The sequence below is a fragment of the Massilimicrobiota sp. SW1139 genome, assembly GCF_012027715.1.
Taxonomy (GTDB): domain Bacteria; phylum Bacillota_I; class Bacilli_A; order Erysipelotrichales; family Coprobacillaceae; genus Allocoprobacillus; species Allocoprobacillus merdigallinarum.
The window spans coordinates 60,905-76,466 of record NZ_SJOR01000008.1 but is presented as its reverse complement, the minus strand read 5'-3'; the positions used below and the strand labels follow the sequence as shown (position 1 = coordinate 76,466).

Here is a 15,562-nt window from a genome sequence, read left to right as displayed (position 1 = left end):
TTTAAAACGATCATTTCTTTGATTGATTCCTTTAACAATTTACCTTATCAGCCATGTTTTCAACTACTATATCACCATTTTTCTCTTTTATTTTACATGAAAAAAGATTCTTACTTGTCCATTCAAGTAAGAACCCTTTCATTATCCATTCATTTTTTTCGTATAAGCTTTTCTTCTTTCATTTTCAGTTAATAAACGTTTTCTTAAACGAATATTCTTTGGTGTCACTTCTACAAGTTCATCATCATTAATATAATCTAAACAAGCTTCTAGGTTGAAAACTCTTGGTTTCTTTAAAACAACAGTTGAATCTTTTGTAGAAGAACGTGTATTTGTTAATTGTTTTCCTTTTGTGACATTGACAACCAAATCATTATCACGACTATGTTCACCCACAATCATACCTTCATAAACTTCTACACCTGGACCAACAAACATAACTCCACGATCTTCAACACCGCCAAGGGCATAAGCTGTTGTTTGTCCTGTATCAATAGAAACAAGAACACCTAACTGTCTTTCTCCAACAGTATCTCCTTCCATTGGACGATAGTCTAAGAATGAATGATTGATAATTCCATATCCTTTTGTCATTGTTAAGAAGTTTGTCATGAATCCAATTAAACCACGTGATGGAATGATATAATGCACTTTTGTCATACCGTTATCAGATTCCATATTTTCTAATGTTCCACGTCTAAATCCTAAAGATTCAATAATACTTCCAATACATTCATCTGGTGCTTCAATAAAGACTTCTTCATAAGGTTCACATTTAACACCATCAATTTCTTTAATAATAACTTTTGGTTTAGAAACCTGTAATTCAAATCCTTCACGACGCATATTTTCAATTAAGATAGATAAATGTAATTCTCCACGTCCTGAAACAATCCATTCTTCAGCATTTGGCACTCTTTCAATCTTTAAAGAGACATCTCTATTTGTTTCTTTAAATAATCTTTCTTCTACTTTACTTGCTGTGACAAACTTACCTTCTTTACCTGCAAATGGTGAAGTATTTGTACCAAAAACCATTTGAATTGTTGGTTCATCAATACGTAATAATGGTAAAGGATCTTCATGTCCCATTGTACAGACAGTTTCACCAACACCAATATCCGCAAGTCCTGCAATAGCAACAATATCCCCTGCACTAGCTTCTTCAATTTCAATTCTATGTAATCCTAAAAAACCAAATAATTTTTGAACTCTAAACTGTGTTTTTGTTCCATCTGCTCGTAAACAAACAACAGTTTCATTAACTTTGACTTTTCCTCTTTGAATACGTCCAATACCAATACGTCCTACATATTCATTATAGTCAAGTAAAGCAGGCTGGAACTGTAATCCACCTTCTTCATCTACTAATGGAGCTGGAATTTCATTGATAATCATATCAAATAAACAATCCATATTAGGAACCTGAGTTGCAATATCAGGATCTAAACTTGATGTTCCCATTAAAGCTGAAACAAAAACAGTTGGGAAATCTAACTGATTATCATCAGCACCTAATTCCATAAATAATTCTAAAACTTCATCCATAACTTCATTAATACGAACAACTGGACGATCGACTTTATTAATCACGACAATTGGTTTCACTTTAGCTTCTAGAGCCTTCTTTAATACAAAACGTGTTTGTGGCATTGTTCCTTCATAAGCATCAACAACCAATAAAACACCATCAACCATATTCATGATACGTTCTACTTCACCACCAAAGTCAGCATGACCAGGTGTATCCATAATATTAATACGATAATCTTTATAATTAATAGCAGTATTTTTTGCTAAAATAGTAATTCCACGTTCTCTTTCAATGGCATTTGAATCCATTGCTCTTTCAGCAATCTGTTCATTATCCTTTAATGTTCCAGATAATTTTAATAACTGATCAACAAGAGTTGTTTTTCCATGGTCAACGTGAGCAATAATTGCTATATTTCTAATGTTATTCATGTTTTTCACTCCTCCTTTTTGCCTTTTTGATTATAACACAATTCATTGAAAAGACAATACAAAAAGCTTGACTCTTCATTGAATTTATTATGAAAAATACAGGGAGTTTAGCCCTGTATGAAAAAATCATATGTCAGTTGAATCACCTGACGAATATGTTCTAAATTATCATAATTGTGTGTCGCACCTTCTATTGAATGAAAAACTGGATTGACAAAACCTTTTAAATATTTCTGAGATATCGCATAAGGAACTGTTGTATCTTCAGTTCCATGAATAATCATAAGATCATTTTGATAAGTATCTAAATCCTGATATAAATCTCTCGATGTTATATCTTCAACAAATTCATGAGAGATTTCAAAACCACTATGATCATAATAAGGAGCTTCTTCAACATGCCCTTTTAAATATTCAATCGCTTCAGGAAGATTGAATGCAGGTGCCCATAAACACATTTTAGAAATATCTTGAGGATACATTTTAGCAACCTCACTTGCGATAGCACCACCCATAGAATGACCAAGCAAATAAATATCTGTCACACAATCCATCTGCTTGACTTCCTCTAAGATTTTGATAGCTGAATCTAATTCATTTTGAAAAGTCATATCTTTAAAATCTAAATCAGATTGTCCACTGCCTAAAAAATCCATACGAACAGTTCCAATATTTTGTTTTTCCAGCATTCTTGATAATTGTACATAAGAAAATTTTGTTCCTGTATTTTGACCTGTAAAACCATGAAAAATAATACATACTGGATATTGATTTCCATCAGGTTTATGAAAGAATCCACGCATAACTCCTTGTTTTGTCTTGATTTCATAATATTCTTGCATGTCTTTATCCCCCTTATAACTGATTGAAAATAGCTTCTGTCAATAAAGCATAACCATCTTCGTTAATATGTAAACCATCAATAAAAACATCTTCTCTTAAAACATTATCTTGATATAAAGACTGATAAATATCTATAAAGTGAACATAGTCATAAGGTATCATACGTTTATATTCTTGCATGATCATCTGTAAAATATCATGACTTCTTAAACCTTGATGCATAGCCTGATAACCATGAACCTTTTCAATACAAGGTATTGGACTCAACAAATGAATTTGACATTCTGGTAAATTATAATGAATAATTTCTACCATTTCTTTAATATTTAAAGCAATATCTCTTGGACTTGCCATCACTGTATTTCCTAAATCATTTGTTCCTACTAAAATAAAGACTTGGCTTGGATGATATTTAATAACCCCTTCATCTATAAAATGAAGCAACATATCAGATGTTATACCACCAATTCCACAATTATAGACTGGTCCTAAATGTCTAAAAATATGTTCAACATCATAATATTCAATGATGGAATCTCCATAAAAAACAATACTGTTTTCTTCTATATATCTTTGTTGTTGAATAATCTGTATCATTCTTTTTAAAACAGACTCTCTTAACTGATAAATATTTGTATCATATTTCATATTTTGACGCATACAATCTTCACCTCATTTTCATTATAACATATGTTATATGAAAATAATTTGAACAACGAATTCATTTCTAGTTATTGTTAAAACATCAGACTAGGAGAACTAGCGTCGATGTAGTTTAATGGAGGAATTTTGATGGAGTATTTAATTATACTCTATTTAATTCTTGTAGTTACATACAAGTTTTTTGATAGAAACAAGTAAGTAACTCATTCATTAAACATACTTTCGTTAGTTCCCAAAGTAGCGAAAAGGAAGAGTTCTAGCTCTTCCTTTTCTTGATCCGTTAAACACATTCTCGTTAGTCCTATCTACACTTTATAGTATAACATAAACAATAAAAATGTAAACTTATCCTTTCTATCATTAACCTCTTATATGAAAATAATTTGAACACATAACATGTAAATCAAAGTTCCACCAATAATAGATAACAATGTATTGCGTTTTATAAGATGTAAAAGAATAACGCTCCCAATCCCAATTATCTCACATATTCCATGATTTCCACTGAATAAATCAACACTTCTTAAACAATAAACAACAAGCATTGCCATAATGGCATAAGGCAATACATCTCCAAGATATTCAATAATGGGATAAGATTTATTTTTAAAGATGAAGAAAGGCAAAACTCTGGTTAAAAAGGTTATACAAGCCATAACACTAATCAATATGATTTCATGCATTTTTCCTTTCCTCCATTTTGATAAACATAAATCAAACTTAAAATAATCCCAATCATTGAAGGAATAATAAAAGCTTCACTTCCAAAAATCACTAAACAGGCAATACTGATTCCAAAACCAATATATGTATAAAGATGTTTATCTGTCGTTAAATATTGATCTAAGACAATCACAATAAATAAAGCTGTCATTGCAAAGTCTAAACCTGTTGTGTTGATTGTTAATAATGAGCCTATAATACTTCCTGCTAAACTTCCTAATATCCAATAACATTGATCAAATAAAGAAATAAAAAAAAGATAATATTTTTGACTGCATCCCTCTGGAGTTTTAGCACTGACCAATAAAGAGTAGGTTTCATCAGTCAAAGAAAAAATCATATAGGGTTTGAGTTTCCCCATATCTTCAAACTTTTTAATCATGGATAGACCATAAACCAGATGTCTGGCATTAATCAATAGTGTCATAATTATTGTATTAATAACAGTTGCCCCTGATGTTAAAAGATTGATTGCGACAAACTGCATACTTCCAGCATAAATAAATACACTCATAGCTAATGCATATAAAAAAGAATATCCTTCACTTTCTAGTAACATACCAAATGCCATCCCCAATACAATATATCCCATCATGACTGGTATGGAAGCAATAAAAGCTTCTCGCATTGTTTTTTCATGATTTCACCTCAAATCTATATGGATAATATTTTAACATTATTTATGTGTTTTGTGAAACATGAATATGTATTTTAATACAGAAAAATAGAAAATATATCATTATTTTTGTTATTTCCATAAAAAAAGATACATAGTATTTAATTATGTATCCCTTATAAACAATTCAATAATGATATGTTTTTATTGATATAATTATCTATTTTTTAATCAGTACAAGTGACTCATATGGTTTTAACATCATTTCATTTTGTAATGTCTGGCGATTGACATTTGATAACAGAATATCATATTGAGTTGCATCTATGCTTATAGATGTTGTCTGATCACCATAGAAATGATTATAAACAATGATTTCCTGATCTTGATATTGGCGTTTATAGGCATATAGTGTTGGATGATCTGATAGTAGCGGTTCATATGTTCCTAAACTAATGACTTGATATTGTTTTCTTAATTGAATCAACTTTTGATAATAATAGAAAACTGAATCTTGATCTTCTAGATTTTTTTCTACATTAATATCTTTATAATTATAAATCGGTTCTATCCATGATTCCACATCACTAAATCCTGCATATGCCTGATTATTCCATTGCATAGGTGTACGTGCATTATCTCTTGATTTACTCAATAGAATCTGGTAAATCTCTTTTTCTGGTACACCTTTATCTTTAAGAATCTGATAGGCATTTAAACTTTCAACATCACGATATTGATGAATATCTGTAAAATAGGCATTAGTCATTCCTATTTCTTCACCCTGATAAATATAAGGTGTTCCTCTTAGCATATGGATTGTTGTGGCTAGCATTTTAGCTGATTCTTTTGGATAATTCTTGTCATCTCCAAAACGTGATAAAACACGTGGCTGATCATGGCAGCACCAAAATACAGCATTCCAGCCATTCCCATTTTGCATACCTAATTGCCAATCGTTTAATAATTGTTTTAATTCCTGAAAGTCAAAAGGCATAAGTGTCCATTTTTCTTTGTTTTGATAATCAACCTTTAAATGATGGAAACTAAATACCATAGAAAGTTCCTGATTATCAGGATTAGTATATCCTACACAGTTTTCTAGAGAAGTCGCTGACATTTCTCCAACAGTAATAATATCATCATATTTTCCAAAAGAATTTTGAGAAAGTTCATGAAGATAAGTATGAACTAATGGTCGATCTGTATAAAATCTCTTTCCTACACCTTCAAAGTCATCTTCAAAAGATTCCTTATCAATCAAGTTAATAACATCAAATCTAAATCCTTTAACACCTTTTTCAATCCAGAAATTCACAATATTGGCCATTTCTTTTCTGACTTCTGGATTCTTCCAATTCAAGTCAGCTTGTGTTTCATCAAAAAGATGGAGATAGTATTCATCAAATTCTTCGACATATGTCCAGGCATTGCCACCAAATTTAGATTCCCAATTGGTTGGTGGATTTCCATTCTTACCTTTTTTAAAGAAATAATAATCTTTATATTTTTGATCTCCTGTTAAAGCTTTTTGAAACCATTCATGATAAGTCGATGTATGATTAAAAACCATATCAAACATCAAATAAATATGTCTCTTTTTTGCTTCTGCAATAAGTAATTCCAAATCTTCCATTGTTCCATAACGAGGATCAATGGCATAATAATCTGCAATATCATAACCATTATCATTTTGTGGTGATACAAAGATAGGATTCATCCAAATATAATCCACACCCAATGTTTGTAAATAATCTAAACGCTGAATAATCCCTTGAATATCTCCTAGTCCATCATGATTACTATCTTGAAAAGATTTAGGATAAATCTGATAAACAACTTTATCTTGAAATGTCATCATTGTTCGTTTTCCCCTTTCCACTTGAAAATATTTTCCTGATGATATTGAATATCCTGCTCTTGACATTCAATATGCTGACCACTTGTAAAGACAACTGGTGAAACAACAGACTTTCCTTGTGATAAGACATAATCTATATTGACTTTTGCTAAAACTTGGCCTTGAGTGACATGATCACCCTGTTGAACATATGATTCAAATCCTTCTCCATTCAACTGAACTGTATCCATACCAATATGAATCAAAACTTCCAATCCATCTTCTCGTCTTAATCCGTAAGCATGTTTTGTAGGGAATGTCATCACAACCTCACCACTAAATGGCGCAAGAACTTCTCCATCTTTTAATTCAACCGCAAAACCATCACCCATTAAACCTTGTGAGAAAACCTGATCTTCTACTTCACTTAATGGCATTAAACGTCCTTGCATTGGAGAGATGAAATCTTTTTCTTCTTGTTTTGTTGGAAAAGACAATTTCTTTTTACCAACAATCATTGTTAAAGTAAATGGAATCACAATGGCTACAGCCATAGCTAATAAGAAATAAATCCAATATTCTGGTTTAATAGAAATAATTCCAGGTAAACCACCAACACCTATACTAAATGCCTGTACGCCAAAACCAACAGAAATCACTGCTGCAATTGCTGAACCGATCATTCCGCAAACAAGCGGGAAACCATATTTCATATTAACTCCAAATAACGCTGGTTCAGTCACACCTAAATAACAAGAAATACATGCTGGCACATTGATTTGTTGTGCTCTTTCATCATGTCTTTGTAAAATAGACATAGCTAAAACACTTGAACCTTGAGCAATATTAGATAAAGCAATCATTGGCCATAAGATTGTTCCGCCAAACATATTCGCTAAAGTTGTATCAATGGCATTTGTCATATGATGTAAACCAGTCATGACAATAGGTGCGTAAATCAACCCAAAAACAGCTGCAAATAAAACACCAAAACTTGAAGTTAAACCACCATAAACAATATCGGCAATGGCATTTCCTATCGTCCATCCAATTGTTCCTACAATTGTATGAGCAATAATAACTGCAGGTACCAATGAACAAAATGGAACAACAATCATACTAATGACATTTGGTGTCACTTTTCTAAAGAATTTTTCTAAATAAACCAAAACAAATCCAGCCATCATCGCTGCAATGACCTGTCCCTGATAACCAATCATTTGCACTTGCGCAAATCCAAAATCCCATACTGGAATTTGATCAGCTGGTGTACTAGCAACACTAAATCCATTCAATAATTGTGGTGATACAAGTGTTAATCCTAGCACAATTCCTAACATTTCTGTTGTTCCCATCTTTTTTGTGATAGACCATACAATACCAACTGGCAACAAATGAAAAACTGCTTCACCAATCAACCATAAAAAACTATAAGTTCCTGCCCAAAACTGTGAAATGTCAGCTAAACTTTGTGTTCCATTATTAAAGAAATTAATTTCTCCAATAATATTTCTAAATCCTAAAATCAAACCTCCACAAATCAATGCTGGAATCAATGGAGCGAAGATTTCTCCTAATGCTCCCATCATCTTTTGTAACCATGTCTGATTTGTTTGAGAAGCATTTTTGACAGCTTCTTTACTTACACCTTCAATACCACTCACTTTCACAAAATCATTATAAAATTCAGAAACTTCATTTCCAATAATGACCTGAAATTGTCCTGATTGTGTAAATGTTCCTTTTGCGGAAGGGAGTGCTTCAATTTTATCAATATCAGCTTTTTTAGAATCAACCAAAACAAAACGCATTCTTGTCACACAATGCGAAACGGCATTGATATTCTCTTTGCCACCTACATATTCTAATAAATCCTTTGCATCTTTTTCAAACTTTCCCATTTTCTCTCTCCTTATCTTGTACGTACATGTTTTGTTTTCGCTTACATTTTAACTTGTACGTATATGTTTGTCAACGATTAAATGTTCTTTTTAAACAAAAAAAAGCATAGACACATTACAACTGCATCTATACTTGACTTATATTTTATATTACATATGACTTCTTCTGGCAAATTCTACAAATCTAAACTTATCTGGTCGATGTTTCGATTCAGTATATTGAAATAAAGTTGCGTCTTCTAAATAGGTATAACTCTTCACACATACTAGTAAATCATAATTGTGCATATCTAATAATTCTTTTTCTTTTTCAGTTGCCTGGACAACTGTAATTTCTTTTTTCGCAAAAGAAACTTTTAATCCTAATTTTTTTTCTATATATTCATATACAGAATCTTCAACAATCTCCTCAGTCAATCCATTAATAACCTCAGCATTAATATAATCCGTATCCAGGATGATTTTTTCTCCATCAATATCTCGAATTCTTTCAATATGATAGACGTCTCCTTCCTGCATATAGAGTTCTTTCTTTAAAGAAGAGGTCACAGGCATTTTTTCAAAACAATGCACAATTGTTTTCACACTTCCTGGTAATGTATGTGATAGTTCTTTAAAACTCGTTAAACCTGAAACAGGAAAAGCAATTTTATCATGATCTAAGACAAAAGAGCCTTTTCCTTTATTTGTCTGGATATATCCATTTTGTTGTAATAAGGATAGTGATTTACGAATAGTATCTCGAGATGAATGATAAATATTCATCAGTTCATTTTCACTTGGCAAGAGTGTATTAGCCTGAATTTCATTTTTTTCAATCTTCTGTTTCAAATCTTCATAAATCTGTTGATATTTACTTAACATCTTTCCATTCCTCTATTATCTTTTTTAATTCTATCAAGTCTTTAGCTATATAATCGCAATGATACTCCTGAAATTCTTCTAAACTTCCATAACCATATAAGACACCAATACAAGGTATTTGATTTTGATGCGCTCCGACAATATCATGTTGACGATCACCAACCATCATACAGTCTTGAATATTGAGCTGTTCCTGCTTTATACAATGAGCAATCACATCACCTTTATGTTTAAGACTTCCATCTAAGGTTGCACCATAAATACCTGTAAAATATGGTGTTAAAGAGAAATGATCAAGAATCTCTTTTGCAAACACTTCAGGCTTACTGGTACATACATATAATTTCATATCCATATTCAGTAATGATTGTAAAAAGCCTTCCATACCCTCATAAACTTTATTTTCAAATAATCCTTTTTTTGAAAAATACTCACGATATTTTTCAACAGCTTTCCAGCTTTGTGCTTCATCCATATGATAATACTCTCTAAAAGACACATCTAGTGGTGGACCAATAAATGGTTTTAATGTTTCTAAATCATCAACTTCAATGCCAAAAGATTTTAAACTATACGCTACAGAACGTGTAATACCTAAAAATGGATCTGTCAATGTCCCATCTAAATCAAATAGTATTCCTTTCATTTTTCATCACCTATCTTTATTATACATGATTTAGAAAAAGAAAAAAGAATCAGAAACCTGATTCTTTCTAGAATACATATTCTAAAGGGAGTTTTTATGAATTCTATTATCTTTACACCTATAATATACTTTGTCAATATGAATTAGATATGAACATTTCATTTTTCTTTAATTTTCTTTATATAAATGTGTTGGTATATCCAAATCATCATATGTGAGCATTGAAATTTCATATCCGCGATGAATCCCTCTAAAGCATGAATCTTTCCATAAAGGATCTACACCATATCCTCTTTGTTCTATCTCCTTTATAACATGCATATGAAAAGCATAGAGGTATAAATAAGGATAGTCAAAAACATAATGTTGTTCTTTTTTCCATCCATCTCCCCTTAAATAACAAATATAATTATGTTGTTGAAAAAGTTCTTGAGTCGTTAATTTTTGTATATCTTCCTGATGACATAAGTTCATATAAAATCCTCCATATATATGATTATGTCAAAATAATTAAAATATACCAAAAAATGAAAGAGATGCTTTGGGGTTGCATCTCTTTCTTAGGGATATATGATAGATTTGAGGGGAATCAATACTATCGTATTTGTCTTTCGACACTATTAATATATATGAGAAATATGTCTTGAGTGTGAACTTTTAAAATTTATGTGGTTTATTTAAAATCTCATGACAATGTCGACAACGTGGTTCATAATGATCAACAGCACCTACTAAAACAATCGGATCTTCAAATGAAGCTGGAGACCCATCCACAAGTCTTTGTGTACGTGTTGCTGGTGCACCACATTTTGCACATACAGCAGTCAACTTTGTGACAAATTCAGCACGTGTTAATAATTCTGGTAAAACACCAAATGGTTCACCTCTAAAGTCTTTATCAAGACCAGCAACCATCACACGTAATCCTTTATCAGCCAAGTATTCACAAACATCAACAATATCTCTATCAAAAAATTGAACTTCATCTACAGCAATTACTTCTGTATCAGGTTTAATATATCTTAAAATCTCTTTAGAATCCTTTACAACAATACAAGGAACTTTCGTTCCTGCATGTGAAACGATTTCTTTATCAGAATAACGATTATCAATTTCAGGTTTAAATACAATTATTTTCTTTTTAGCATAAGATAAAACATTAATACGACGAATGAGTTCTTCTGTCTTTCCAGCAAACATACATCCACATATCACTTCAAGCCATCCTTCTCGATATTGATTATACATAAATTCAACCTCCACGAATATCCATTATACTACAAACACTATGAGTTTTGAATATATTTTGACATAATCAATCAAGATTCGATTATTAGTTATTTCTATCTTTCATCAATAAAAGTCTCATTATCAATAGGAAGTATTCCAATTATTTCTTCAAATAAAATGAATTTAAAAGATAAAGAATTCAAAAAGTCATATTTCATTCATAATTCGTCTTTATAATAGAGGTCGGTGATAAAAATGAATTGGTTAAGAAACTTTATGTATGGCAGATATGGTGTTGATCAGTTTGGAAATTTCTTATTTATAAGTTATATTATTTTATTTGTGATTTCTTTATTTGTTCCATTTGTTTCATTCTTGTGTTATGCGGTTATCATTTATTCTTTATATAGAATGTTTTCTAAACAGATTTATAAACGTAATATGGAAAATGAATGGTTTTTAGCTAAAACATCTGGAATAAGAAAATTCTTTAATCGTCAAAAAAATAAATGGAAATATCGTAAAACACATAAATATTTAAAATGTCCTCACTGCCACCAATATTTAAGAGTTCCAAAAGGAAAAGGTGATATTACAATTACCTGCCCAACATGCCATCAACAATTTGATAAACGCACATAAAAAAATGATATTCATCTTTTGATGTCTATCATTTTTTTATTAATTTTATTTTGTACGTTCAATTGTATATAAATAATGAAGTGTCTCTCCGTTATAATATCCTGTCATCAACTCATCTACCTTTTTCATACCAAGACTCTCTGCTACCTTGATAGATGAAACATTATCTGCCTTAATGATGGCATATAACTGATCTGCCTGTAAATTTTAAAAAGCATATTTTTGACAGCCTAATGCAATTTCTTTGGCATATCCATGATGCCAGAACTCCTCTCTTAACAGATAACCCACTTCCAATATCTGGGTATTCTGATAAGGCTGCATTGTCAGCCCTGCCTGACCAATCATTTCATTTGTCTCTTTTAAAATCATGGCCCATAATCCAAAACCATATTCCTTATATCTTTTTCTTTGACGATCTAGCCATGTCTGAACATCTTCTTTTGAAAAATCATGTTCATAAGCATACATCACATGTGGATTCTGTAATATTTGAGCTAAATCATCAAAATCACTTTGTTCTCATTCTCTTAAAAACAAACGTTCTGTTTCTAAAATCATGATATTCCCCCTTATCTTTTATCTATAATATGCTTTGAAAAAAGAAACCTAAACAAAGCACAATCACTCCCACAATTACAAATAATGTCCCTACAAGACAACGTATCCATTGTCCACTCTTCTTGATATATGAAAGATGAGGTTTTTTCTGATTATAGATAACATCACATGTTTTTCCAACAATAAACACACCATTTGATGTCCATTGCGTTTTTTGTGTATAGTGATGTCCATCCACATCATACTCAAATATAGCTCTGGCATTTTGTCCATTATCCTCTATTTTTGTTATTGTTCCTATGGCACGACCATGATACCTTAATAATCTCACATATTCAGGTACACAACATAAAAGCCCAACTATCAAAAATAAAATGCCTATAATCCAAAAAACAATCATAATATAACTTTCCTTGTGTTTTTATATAATTTCAAAATCTTCATTACGATAATGTATCCAGTCTACTTCATTGATATGCGCTTGTACCTTTTTGATTTTATCAAAATGATTTTGATGACATATCAAATAGAAAGTCAGTGTCGCTTCTGGATCCGTAATAGGAATATAAACTCTATCTTCATAGAGATGAAATCTTGGTATTGTCAAACTTGTTCTAAAAGTCAACAAAGAAGATTGTCTTTGAAGAATCCCATACAATTCCAAATCATCCTGTACAATAAAACGTGAATCAGGCATATTGTCTACACACACTTTATGCCAATAACCTGTATTATTATATTCCAAAAAGTTTTCACCATTTAATTCTTCAAAAGTTATGGTTTTTTTGTTTGCTAAGGGGTGATGGGATGTTGTTGAAATGTTTAAAACTTCCTGGCATATTTGAAAACAAACAACATCTTCTTTATTTATTGGATAGTCTAAAATAATAGCTGAATAATCATGCTCATTGAAACCTTGAATCAATTCTTCAGCGTCAGCCTTTGTTTCATATCCAAAAGACATATCAGGGTATTGACGTTTCATCGTATATCTCAAAGCCCATAATGGTGCCGGTGCACAAGAACCAATGAACATATTCATATTGCGATTATATTGATTCTTGACTTTCTCCTGTAGCTTATCAACATGATTGAGTATATCTTTTCCTTCTTCCACAACTGTTTTTCCATATTCGTTTAATATGAGTCGATTGTTGATACGATCAAATAATTCCATCCCAAGTTCTTTTTCCAATGTTTTTAAAGAACGTGTTAAACCCGATTGTGATATATATAACTCTTGCGCCGCCTTGAGCATTGTGCCACATTCTGCTATTTTGATAATGTACTGTAATTGTCTTAATTCCATATAACATCTTCTCCTTATGCCTTGTAATCATATTATACTATGATTTATAGTCATATATCTATGATTTCTAACAATTATTTTTTTATTGATTTCCTTGATAAAATAATGTTGTCAAAAGGAGGAAAATCAAATGGAAAATGTAGAAAACAAAGTGATTATTATTACAGGAGCCACTTCTGGTATTGGTGAAGCCACAGCTAGAGTTTTAGCTAAACACGGCGCTAAAGTTGTATTAAGTGGCAGAAGAGAAGAACGTTTAGAAAAATTAGCTGGTGAGTTAGGTGATAGTGCTATTTATTTAAAATCAGATGTGACAAATGTAGAAGATATGAAAGCTATTGTAAAATTAGCTAAAGAAAAATTTGGAAAGGTCGATGTCTTATTTGCGAATGCAGGTATTATGCCAGCTGGAAATATGTCTGAATTAGATCTCAAAGGATGGATGGATATGATTGATATCAACATCAAAGGTGTCCTCAATTCCATGTACGCTGTTATTCCAGAATTCTATCAGCAAAATTCTGGTCATATCATTATTACCTCATCAAGAGCAGGAACGACATTGGTTCCAGGAAATGCAGTCTATTGTGGAACAAAACATTTTGTCAAAGTGATGTTACAATCTTTTAACAGTGAAACAAATCAAGAAGGTAAAAATATTCGTACAACAACAATTTATCCTGGAGCTATCAAGACAGAATTATTAAATCATGTCGTTGAAAATGATCATAAGAAGATGGTCGAAGGATTTTATGAACAATTTGGACTTCAACCAGAAACAATTGCGAATGCTGTCCTATATGCCATTTCTCAACCAGATGGTGTTGATGTTTCTGATTTAGTTGTTCGTCCTACATTTGAAGGATAGATGATATATTGAAAACACACCCACAGGTGTGTTTTTATTTTGTCTTTCATATCATGATTTTTTACTTATGATCCAATTCTCGTATTTTGACTTTCTTTGTGCATAATAGCCACAGGGCATATCTTTTAAAGCCGCAATGGAAGGATCTAAATGGAATACATATTCAAGAGAAACTAACCTTGCCTCATCACTACTATGTTGTTGATCACATAAAAATTGCCACATTCCATCATCTTCATCATGAAAAACATATAAAATGGAAGCATTTTGATCAAGAATATGACAACAGCTCAGCGTTGCTGTATTGGGTGCATCTTCAAAAGGAAATAACATTATCAATTCCCTTCTTTCATCTTTTCCCAAGATTCTTTTGTCATATAATTTGTATGACCAATTCTTACTTCATTCAACAAAGGCACAGGCACCTCATCACAACTATGATGATAAATAAATCCTAGCTTTTCTTGTACTCTTAAAGATTTCGTATTCCCATCGTAATACCCACACCAGATAGTCTTCATATCTAAATCTTCAAAGGCATGTCGAATCAATTCTCTACCAGCTTCTGGCATATAGCCTCTTCCCCAATAGGGTTTGGCCAGCCAGTATCCAAGCTCACATTCATCATCACGTTCAGTCATATCTGTATGCCCATTGAGTTTTAGTTCTATAGCCCCAATAGCTTCATGACTATCCCTTTTGCAAATCGCATAACATTCATCACCATTAAAGACATGACGTATCACATCTAAACTTTGTTCCACACTTTGATGAGGTGGCCATCCTGCAATCGGTCCAACATCAGGATCACTGGCATATCGAAAAAGACTTTGCGCATCACTTTCTTCCCACGGTCTAAGAATTAACCTTTTGGTTGTGAAAATCATAAAC

Annotated in this window: 17 protein-coding genes and 1 pseudogene; 2 read left to right on the top strand and 16 right to left on the bottom strand. The window is 31.6% G+C overall.

Annotation, left to right across the window (positions count from 1 at the left end; translation table 11 throughout):
• Positions 1 to 141: 141 nt before the first annotated feature.
• From typA to E0K96_RS06330, 11 genes are all read right to left on the bottom strand, one after another.
• Positions 142 to 1,965 (bottom strand): translational GTPase TypA, encoded by a 1,824-nt coding sequence (gene typA / locus E0K96_RS06380; protein WP_168081996.1) that lies wholly within the window; start codon positions 1,963 to 1,965, stop codon positions 142 to 144.
• 107 nt (positions 1,966 to 2,072) lie between these two features.
• A complete protein-coding gene (locus E0K96_RS06375; protein ID WP_168081994.1) occupies positions 2,073 to 2,807 on the bottom strand; it encodes an alpha/beta hydrolase family protein in 735 nt (244 codons plus the stop codon).
• A 13-nt stretch (positions 2,808 to 2,820) separates the two neighbouring features.
• Positions 2,821 to 3,468 (bottom strand): SGNH/GDSL hydrolase family protein, encoded by a 648-nt coding sequence (locus E0K96_RS06370; RefSeq protein WP_168081992.1) that lies wholly within the window; start codon positions 3,466 to 3,468, stop codon positions 2,821 to 2,823.
• A 371-nt stretch (positions 3,469 to 3,839) separates the two neighbouring features.
• Positions 3,840 to 4,154, bottom strand: coding sequence for a branched-chain amino acid transporter permease (locus E0K96_RS06365; RefSeq protein ID WP_168081990.1), 315 nt, complete (start codon positions 4,152 to 4,154; stop codon positions 3,840 to 3,842).
• A complete protein-coding gene (locus tag E0K96_RS06360) occupies positions 4,136 to 4,822 on the bottom strand; it encodes an AzlC family ABC transporter permease (protein ID WP_168081988.1) in 687 nt (228 codons plus the stop codon). The genes E0K96_RS06365 and E0K96_RS06360 overlap by 19 nt, the downstream gene beginning before the upstream one ends.
• Positions 4,823 to 5,030: 208 nt before the next feature.
• Positions 5,031 to 6,671 carry an alpha,alpha-phosphotrehalase gene (gene treC / locus E0K96_RS06355; protein WP_479684535.1) on the bottom strand — a complete coding sequence of 547 codons (1,641 nt, stop codon included), beginning with the start codon at positions 6,669 to 6,671 and terminating at the stop codon, positions 5,031 to 5,033.
• The gene (gene treP, locus E0K96_RS06350) at positions 6,668 to 8,551 is read right to left on the bottom strand and encodes a PTS system trehalose-specific EIIBC component (RefSeq protein WP_168081986.1); all 1,884 of its coding nucleotides are present in this window, start codon (positions 8,549 to 8,551) and stop codon (positions 6,668 to 6,670) included. Before treP ends, treC begins: the two co-directional genes overlap by 4 nt.
• Before the next feature lie 150 nt (positions 8,552 to 8,701).
• Positions 8,702 to 9,415: a trehalose operon repressor gene (gene treR, locus E0K96_RS06345; protein ID WP_168081984.1), complete on the bottom strand. Its 714-nt coding sequence runs from the start codon at positions 9,413 to 9,415 to the stop codon at positions 8,702 to 8,704.
• Positions 9,405 to 10,061 (bottom strand): HAD family hydrolase, encoded by a 657-nt coding sequence (locus E0K96_RS06340; protein ID WP_168081983.1) that lies wholly within the window; start codon positions 10,059 to 10,061, stop codon positions 9,405 to 9,407. The genes treR and E0K96_RS06340 overlap by 11 nt, the downstream gene beginning before the upstream one ends.
• Positions 10,062 to 10,229: 168 nt before the next feature.
• Entirely contained in the window at positions 10,230 to 10,535 is a 306-nt protein-coding gene (locus tag E0K96_RS06335) for a pyrimidine dimer DNA glycosylase/endonuclease V (RefSeq protein WP_168081981.1), read from the bottom strand.
• 183 nt (positions 10,536 to 10,718) lie between these two features.
• On the bottom strand, positions 10,719 to 11,309 hold the full coding sequence (locus E0K96_RS06330; RefSeq protein ID WP_087244838.1) for a thymidine kinase: 591 nt from the start codon (positions 11,307 to 11,309) through the stop codon (positions 10,719 to 10,721).
• A 237-nt stretch (positions 11,310 to 11,546) separates the two neighbouring features.
• Between E0K96_RS06330 and E0K96_RS06325 the strand changes: the two genes are divergently transcribed.
• Complete coding sequence (locus tag E0K96_RS06325; protein WP_087244837.1) at positions 11,547 to 11,933, top strand: hypothetical protein; 387 nt, start codon at positions 11,547 to 11,549, stop codon at positions 11,931 to 11,933.
• A 207-nt stretch (positions 11,934 to 12,140) separates the two neighbouring features.
• Here the strand turns inward: E0K96_RS06325 and E0K96_RS12170 are convergent.
• The 3 genes and pseudogenes from E0K96_RS12170 to E0K96_RS06310 form a co-directional block, all read right to left on the bottom strand.
• Positions 12,141 to 12,440: pseudogene (locus E0K96_RS12170) on the bottom strand (GNAT family N-acetyltransferase); the annotation flags it as partial.
• A gap of 76 nt (positions 12,441 to 12,516) precedes the next feature.
• Positions 12,517 to 12,894, bottom strand: coding sequence for a DUF3592 domain-containing protein (locus tag E0K96_RS06315; protein ID WP_168081979.1), 378 nt, complete (start codon positions 12,892 to 12,894; stop codon positions 12,517 to 12,519).
• 21 nt (positions 12,895 to 12,915) lie between these two features.
• Positions 12,916 to 13,803, bottom strand: a complete 888-nt coding sequence (locus E0K96_RS06310) for a LysR family transcriptional regulator (RefSeq protein ID WP_168081977.1) — start codon at positions 13,801 to 13,803, stop codon at positions 12,916 to 12,918.
• Between the two features lie 130 nt (positions 13,804 to 13,933).
• Here E0K96_RS06310 and E0K96_RS06305 point away from each other — a divergent pair, with 130 nt between their 5' ends.
• Positions 13,934 to 14,671: an SDR family oxidoreductase gene (locus E0K96_RS06305; protein WP_168081975.1), complete on the top strand. Its 738-nt coding sequence runs from the start codon at positions 13,934 to 13,936 to the stop codon at positions 14,669 to 14,671.
• A gap of 51 nt (positions 14,672 to 14,722) precedes the next feature.
• Here E0K96_RS06305 and E0K96_RS06300 read toward each other — a convergent pair whose 3' ends face one another.
• The gene (locus tag E0K96_RS06300; RefSeq protein WP_168081973.1) at positions 14,723 to 15,004 is read right to left on the bottom strand and encodes a hypothetical protein; all 282 of its coding nucleotides are present in this window, start codon (positions 15,002 to 15,004) and stop codon (positions 14,723 to 14,725) included.
• A 2-nt stretch (positions 15,005 to 15,006) separates the two neighbouring features.
• Positions 15,007 to 15,558 carry a GNAT family N-acetyltransferase gene (locus E0K96_RS06295; protein WP_168081971.1) on the bottom strand — a complete coding sequence of 184 codons (552 nt, stop codon included), beginning with the start codon at positions 15,556 to 15,558 and terminating at the stop codon, positions 15,007 to 15,009.
• Positions 15,559 to 15,562: the final 4 nt, after the last annotated feature.

What these genes read in the sequence shown, in the direction of transcription:
- typA (WP_168081996.1), bottom strand. Translation starts at nt 1,965, where the DNA reads ATGAATAACATTAGAAATATAGCAATTATTGCTCACGTTGACCATGGA.
- E0K96_RS06375 (WP_168081994.1), bottom strand. Translation starts at nt 2,807, where the DNA reads ATGCAAGAATATTATGAAATCAAGACAAAACAAGGAGTTATGCGTGGA.
- E0K96_RS06370 (WP_168081992.1), bottom strand. Translation starts at nt 3,468, where the DNA reads ATGCGTCAAAATATGAAATATGATACAAATATTTATCAGTTAAGAGAG.
- E0K96_RS06365 (WP_168081990.1), bottom strand. Translation starts at nt 4,154, where the DNA reads ATGCATGAAATCATATTGATTAGTGTTATGGCTTGTATAACCTTTTTA.
- E0K96_RS06360 (WP_168081988.1), bottom strand. Translation starts at nt 4,822, where the DNA reads ATGCGAGAAGCTTTTATTGCTTCCATACCAGTCATGATGGGATATATT.
- treC (WP_479684535.1), bottom strand. Translation starts at nt 6,671, where the DNA reads ATGATGACATTTCAAGATAAAGTTGTTTATCAGATTTATCCTAAATCT.
- treP (WP_168081986.1), bottom strand. Translation starts at nt 8,551, where the DNA reads ATGGGAAAGTTTGAAAAAGATGCAAAGGATTTATTAGAATATGTAGGT.
- treR (WP_168081984.1), bottom strand. Translation starts at nt 9,415, where the DNA reads ATGTTAAGTAAATATCAACAGATTTATGAAGATTTGAAACAGAAGATT.
- E0K96_RS06340 (WP_168081983.1), bottom strand. Translation starts at nt 10,061, where the DNA reads ATGAAAGGAATACTATTTGATTTAGATGGGACATTGACAGATCCATTT.
- E0K96_RS06335 (WP_168081981.1), bottom strand. Translation starts at nt 10,535, where the DNA reads ATGAACTTATGTCATCAGGAAGATATACAAAAATTAACGACTCAAGAA.
- E0K96_RS06330 (WP_087244838.1), bottom strand. Translation starts at nt 11,309, where the DNA reads ATGTATAATCAATATCGAGAAGGATGGCTTGAAGTGATATGTGGATGT.
- E0K96_RS06325 (WP_087244837.1), top strand. Translation starts at nt 11,547, where the DNA reads ATGAATTGGTTAAGAAACTTTATGTATGGCAGATATGGTGTTGATCAG.
- E0K96_RS06315 (WP_168081979.1), bottom strand. Translation starts at nt 12,894, where the DNA reads ATGATTGTTTTTTGGATTATAGGCATTTTATTTTTGATAGTTGGGCTT.
- E0K96_RS06310 (WP_168081977.1), bottom strand. Translation starts at nt 13,803, where the DNA reads ATGGAATTAAGACAATTACAGTACATTATCAAAATAGCAGAATGTGGC.
- E0K96_RS06305 (WP_168081975.1), top strand. Translation starts at nt 13,934, where the DNA reads ATGGAAAATGTAGAAAACAAAGTGATTATTATTACAGGAGCCACTTCT.
- E0K96_RS06300 (WP_168081973.1), bottom strand. Translation starts at nt 15,004, where the DNA reads ATGTTATTTCCTTTTGAAGATGCACCCAATACAGCAACGCTGAGCTGT.
- E0K96_RS06295 (WP_168081971.1), bottom strand. Translation starts at nt 15,558, where the DNA reads ATGATTTTCACAACCAAAAGGTTAATTCTTAGACCGTGGGAAGAAAGT.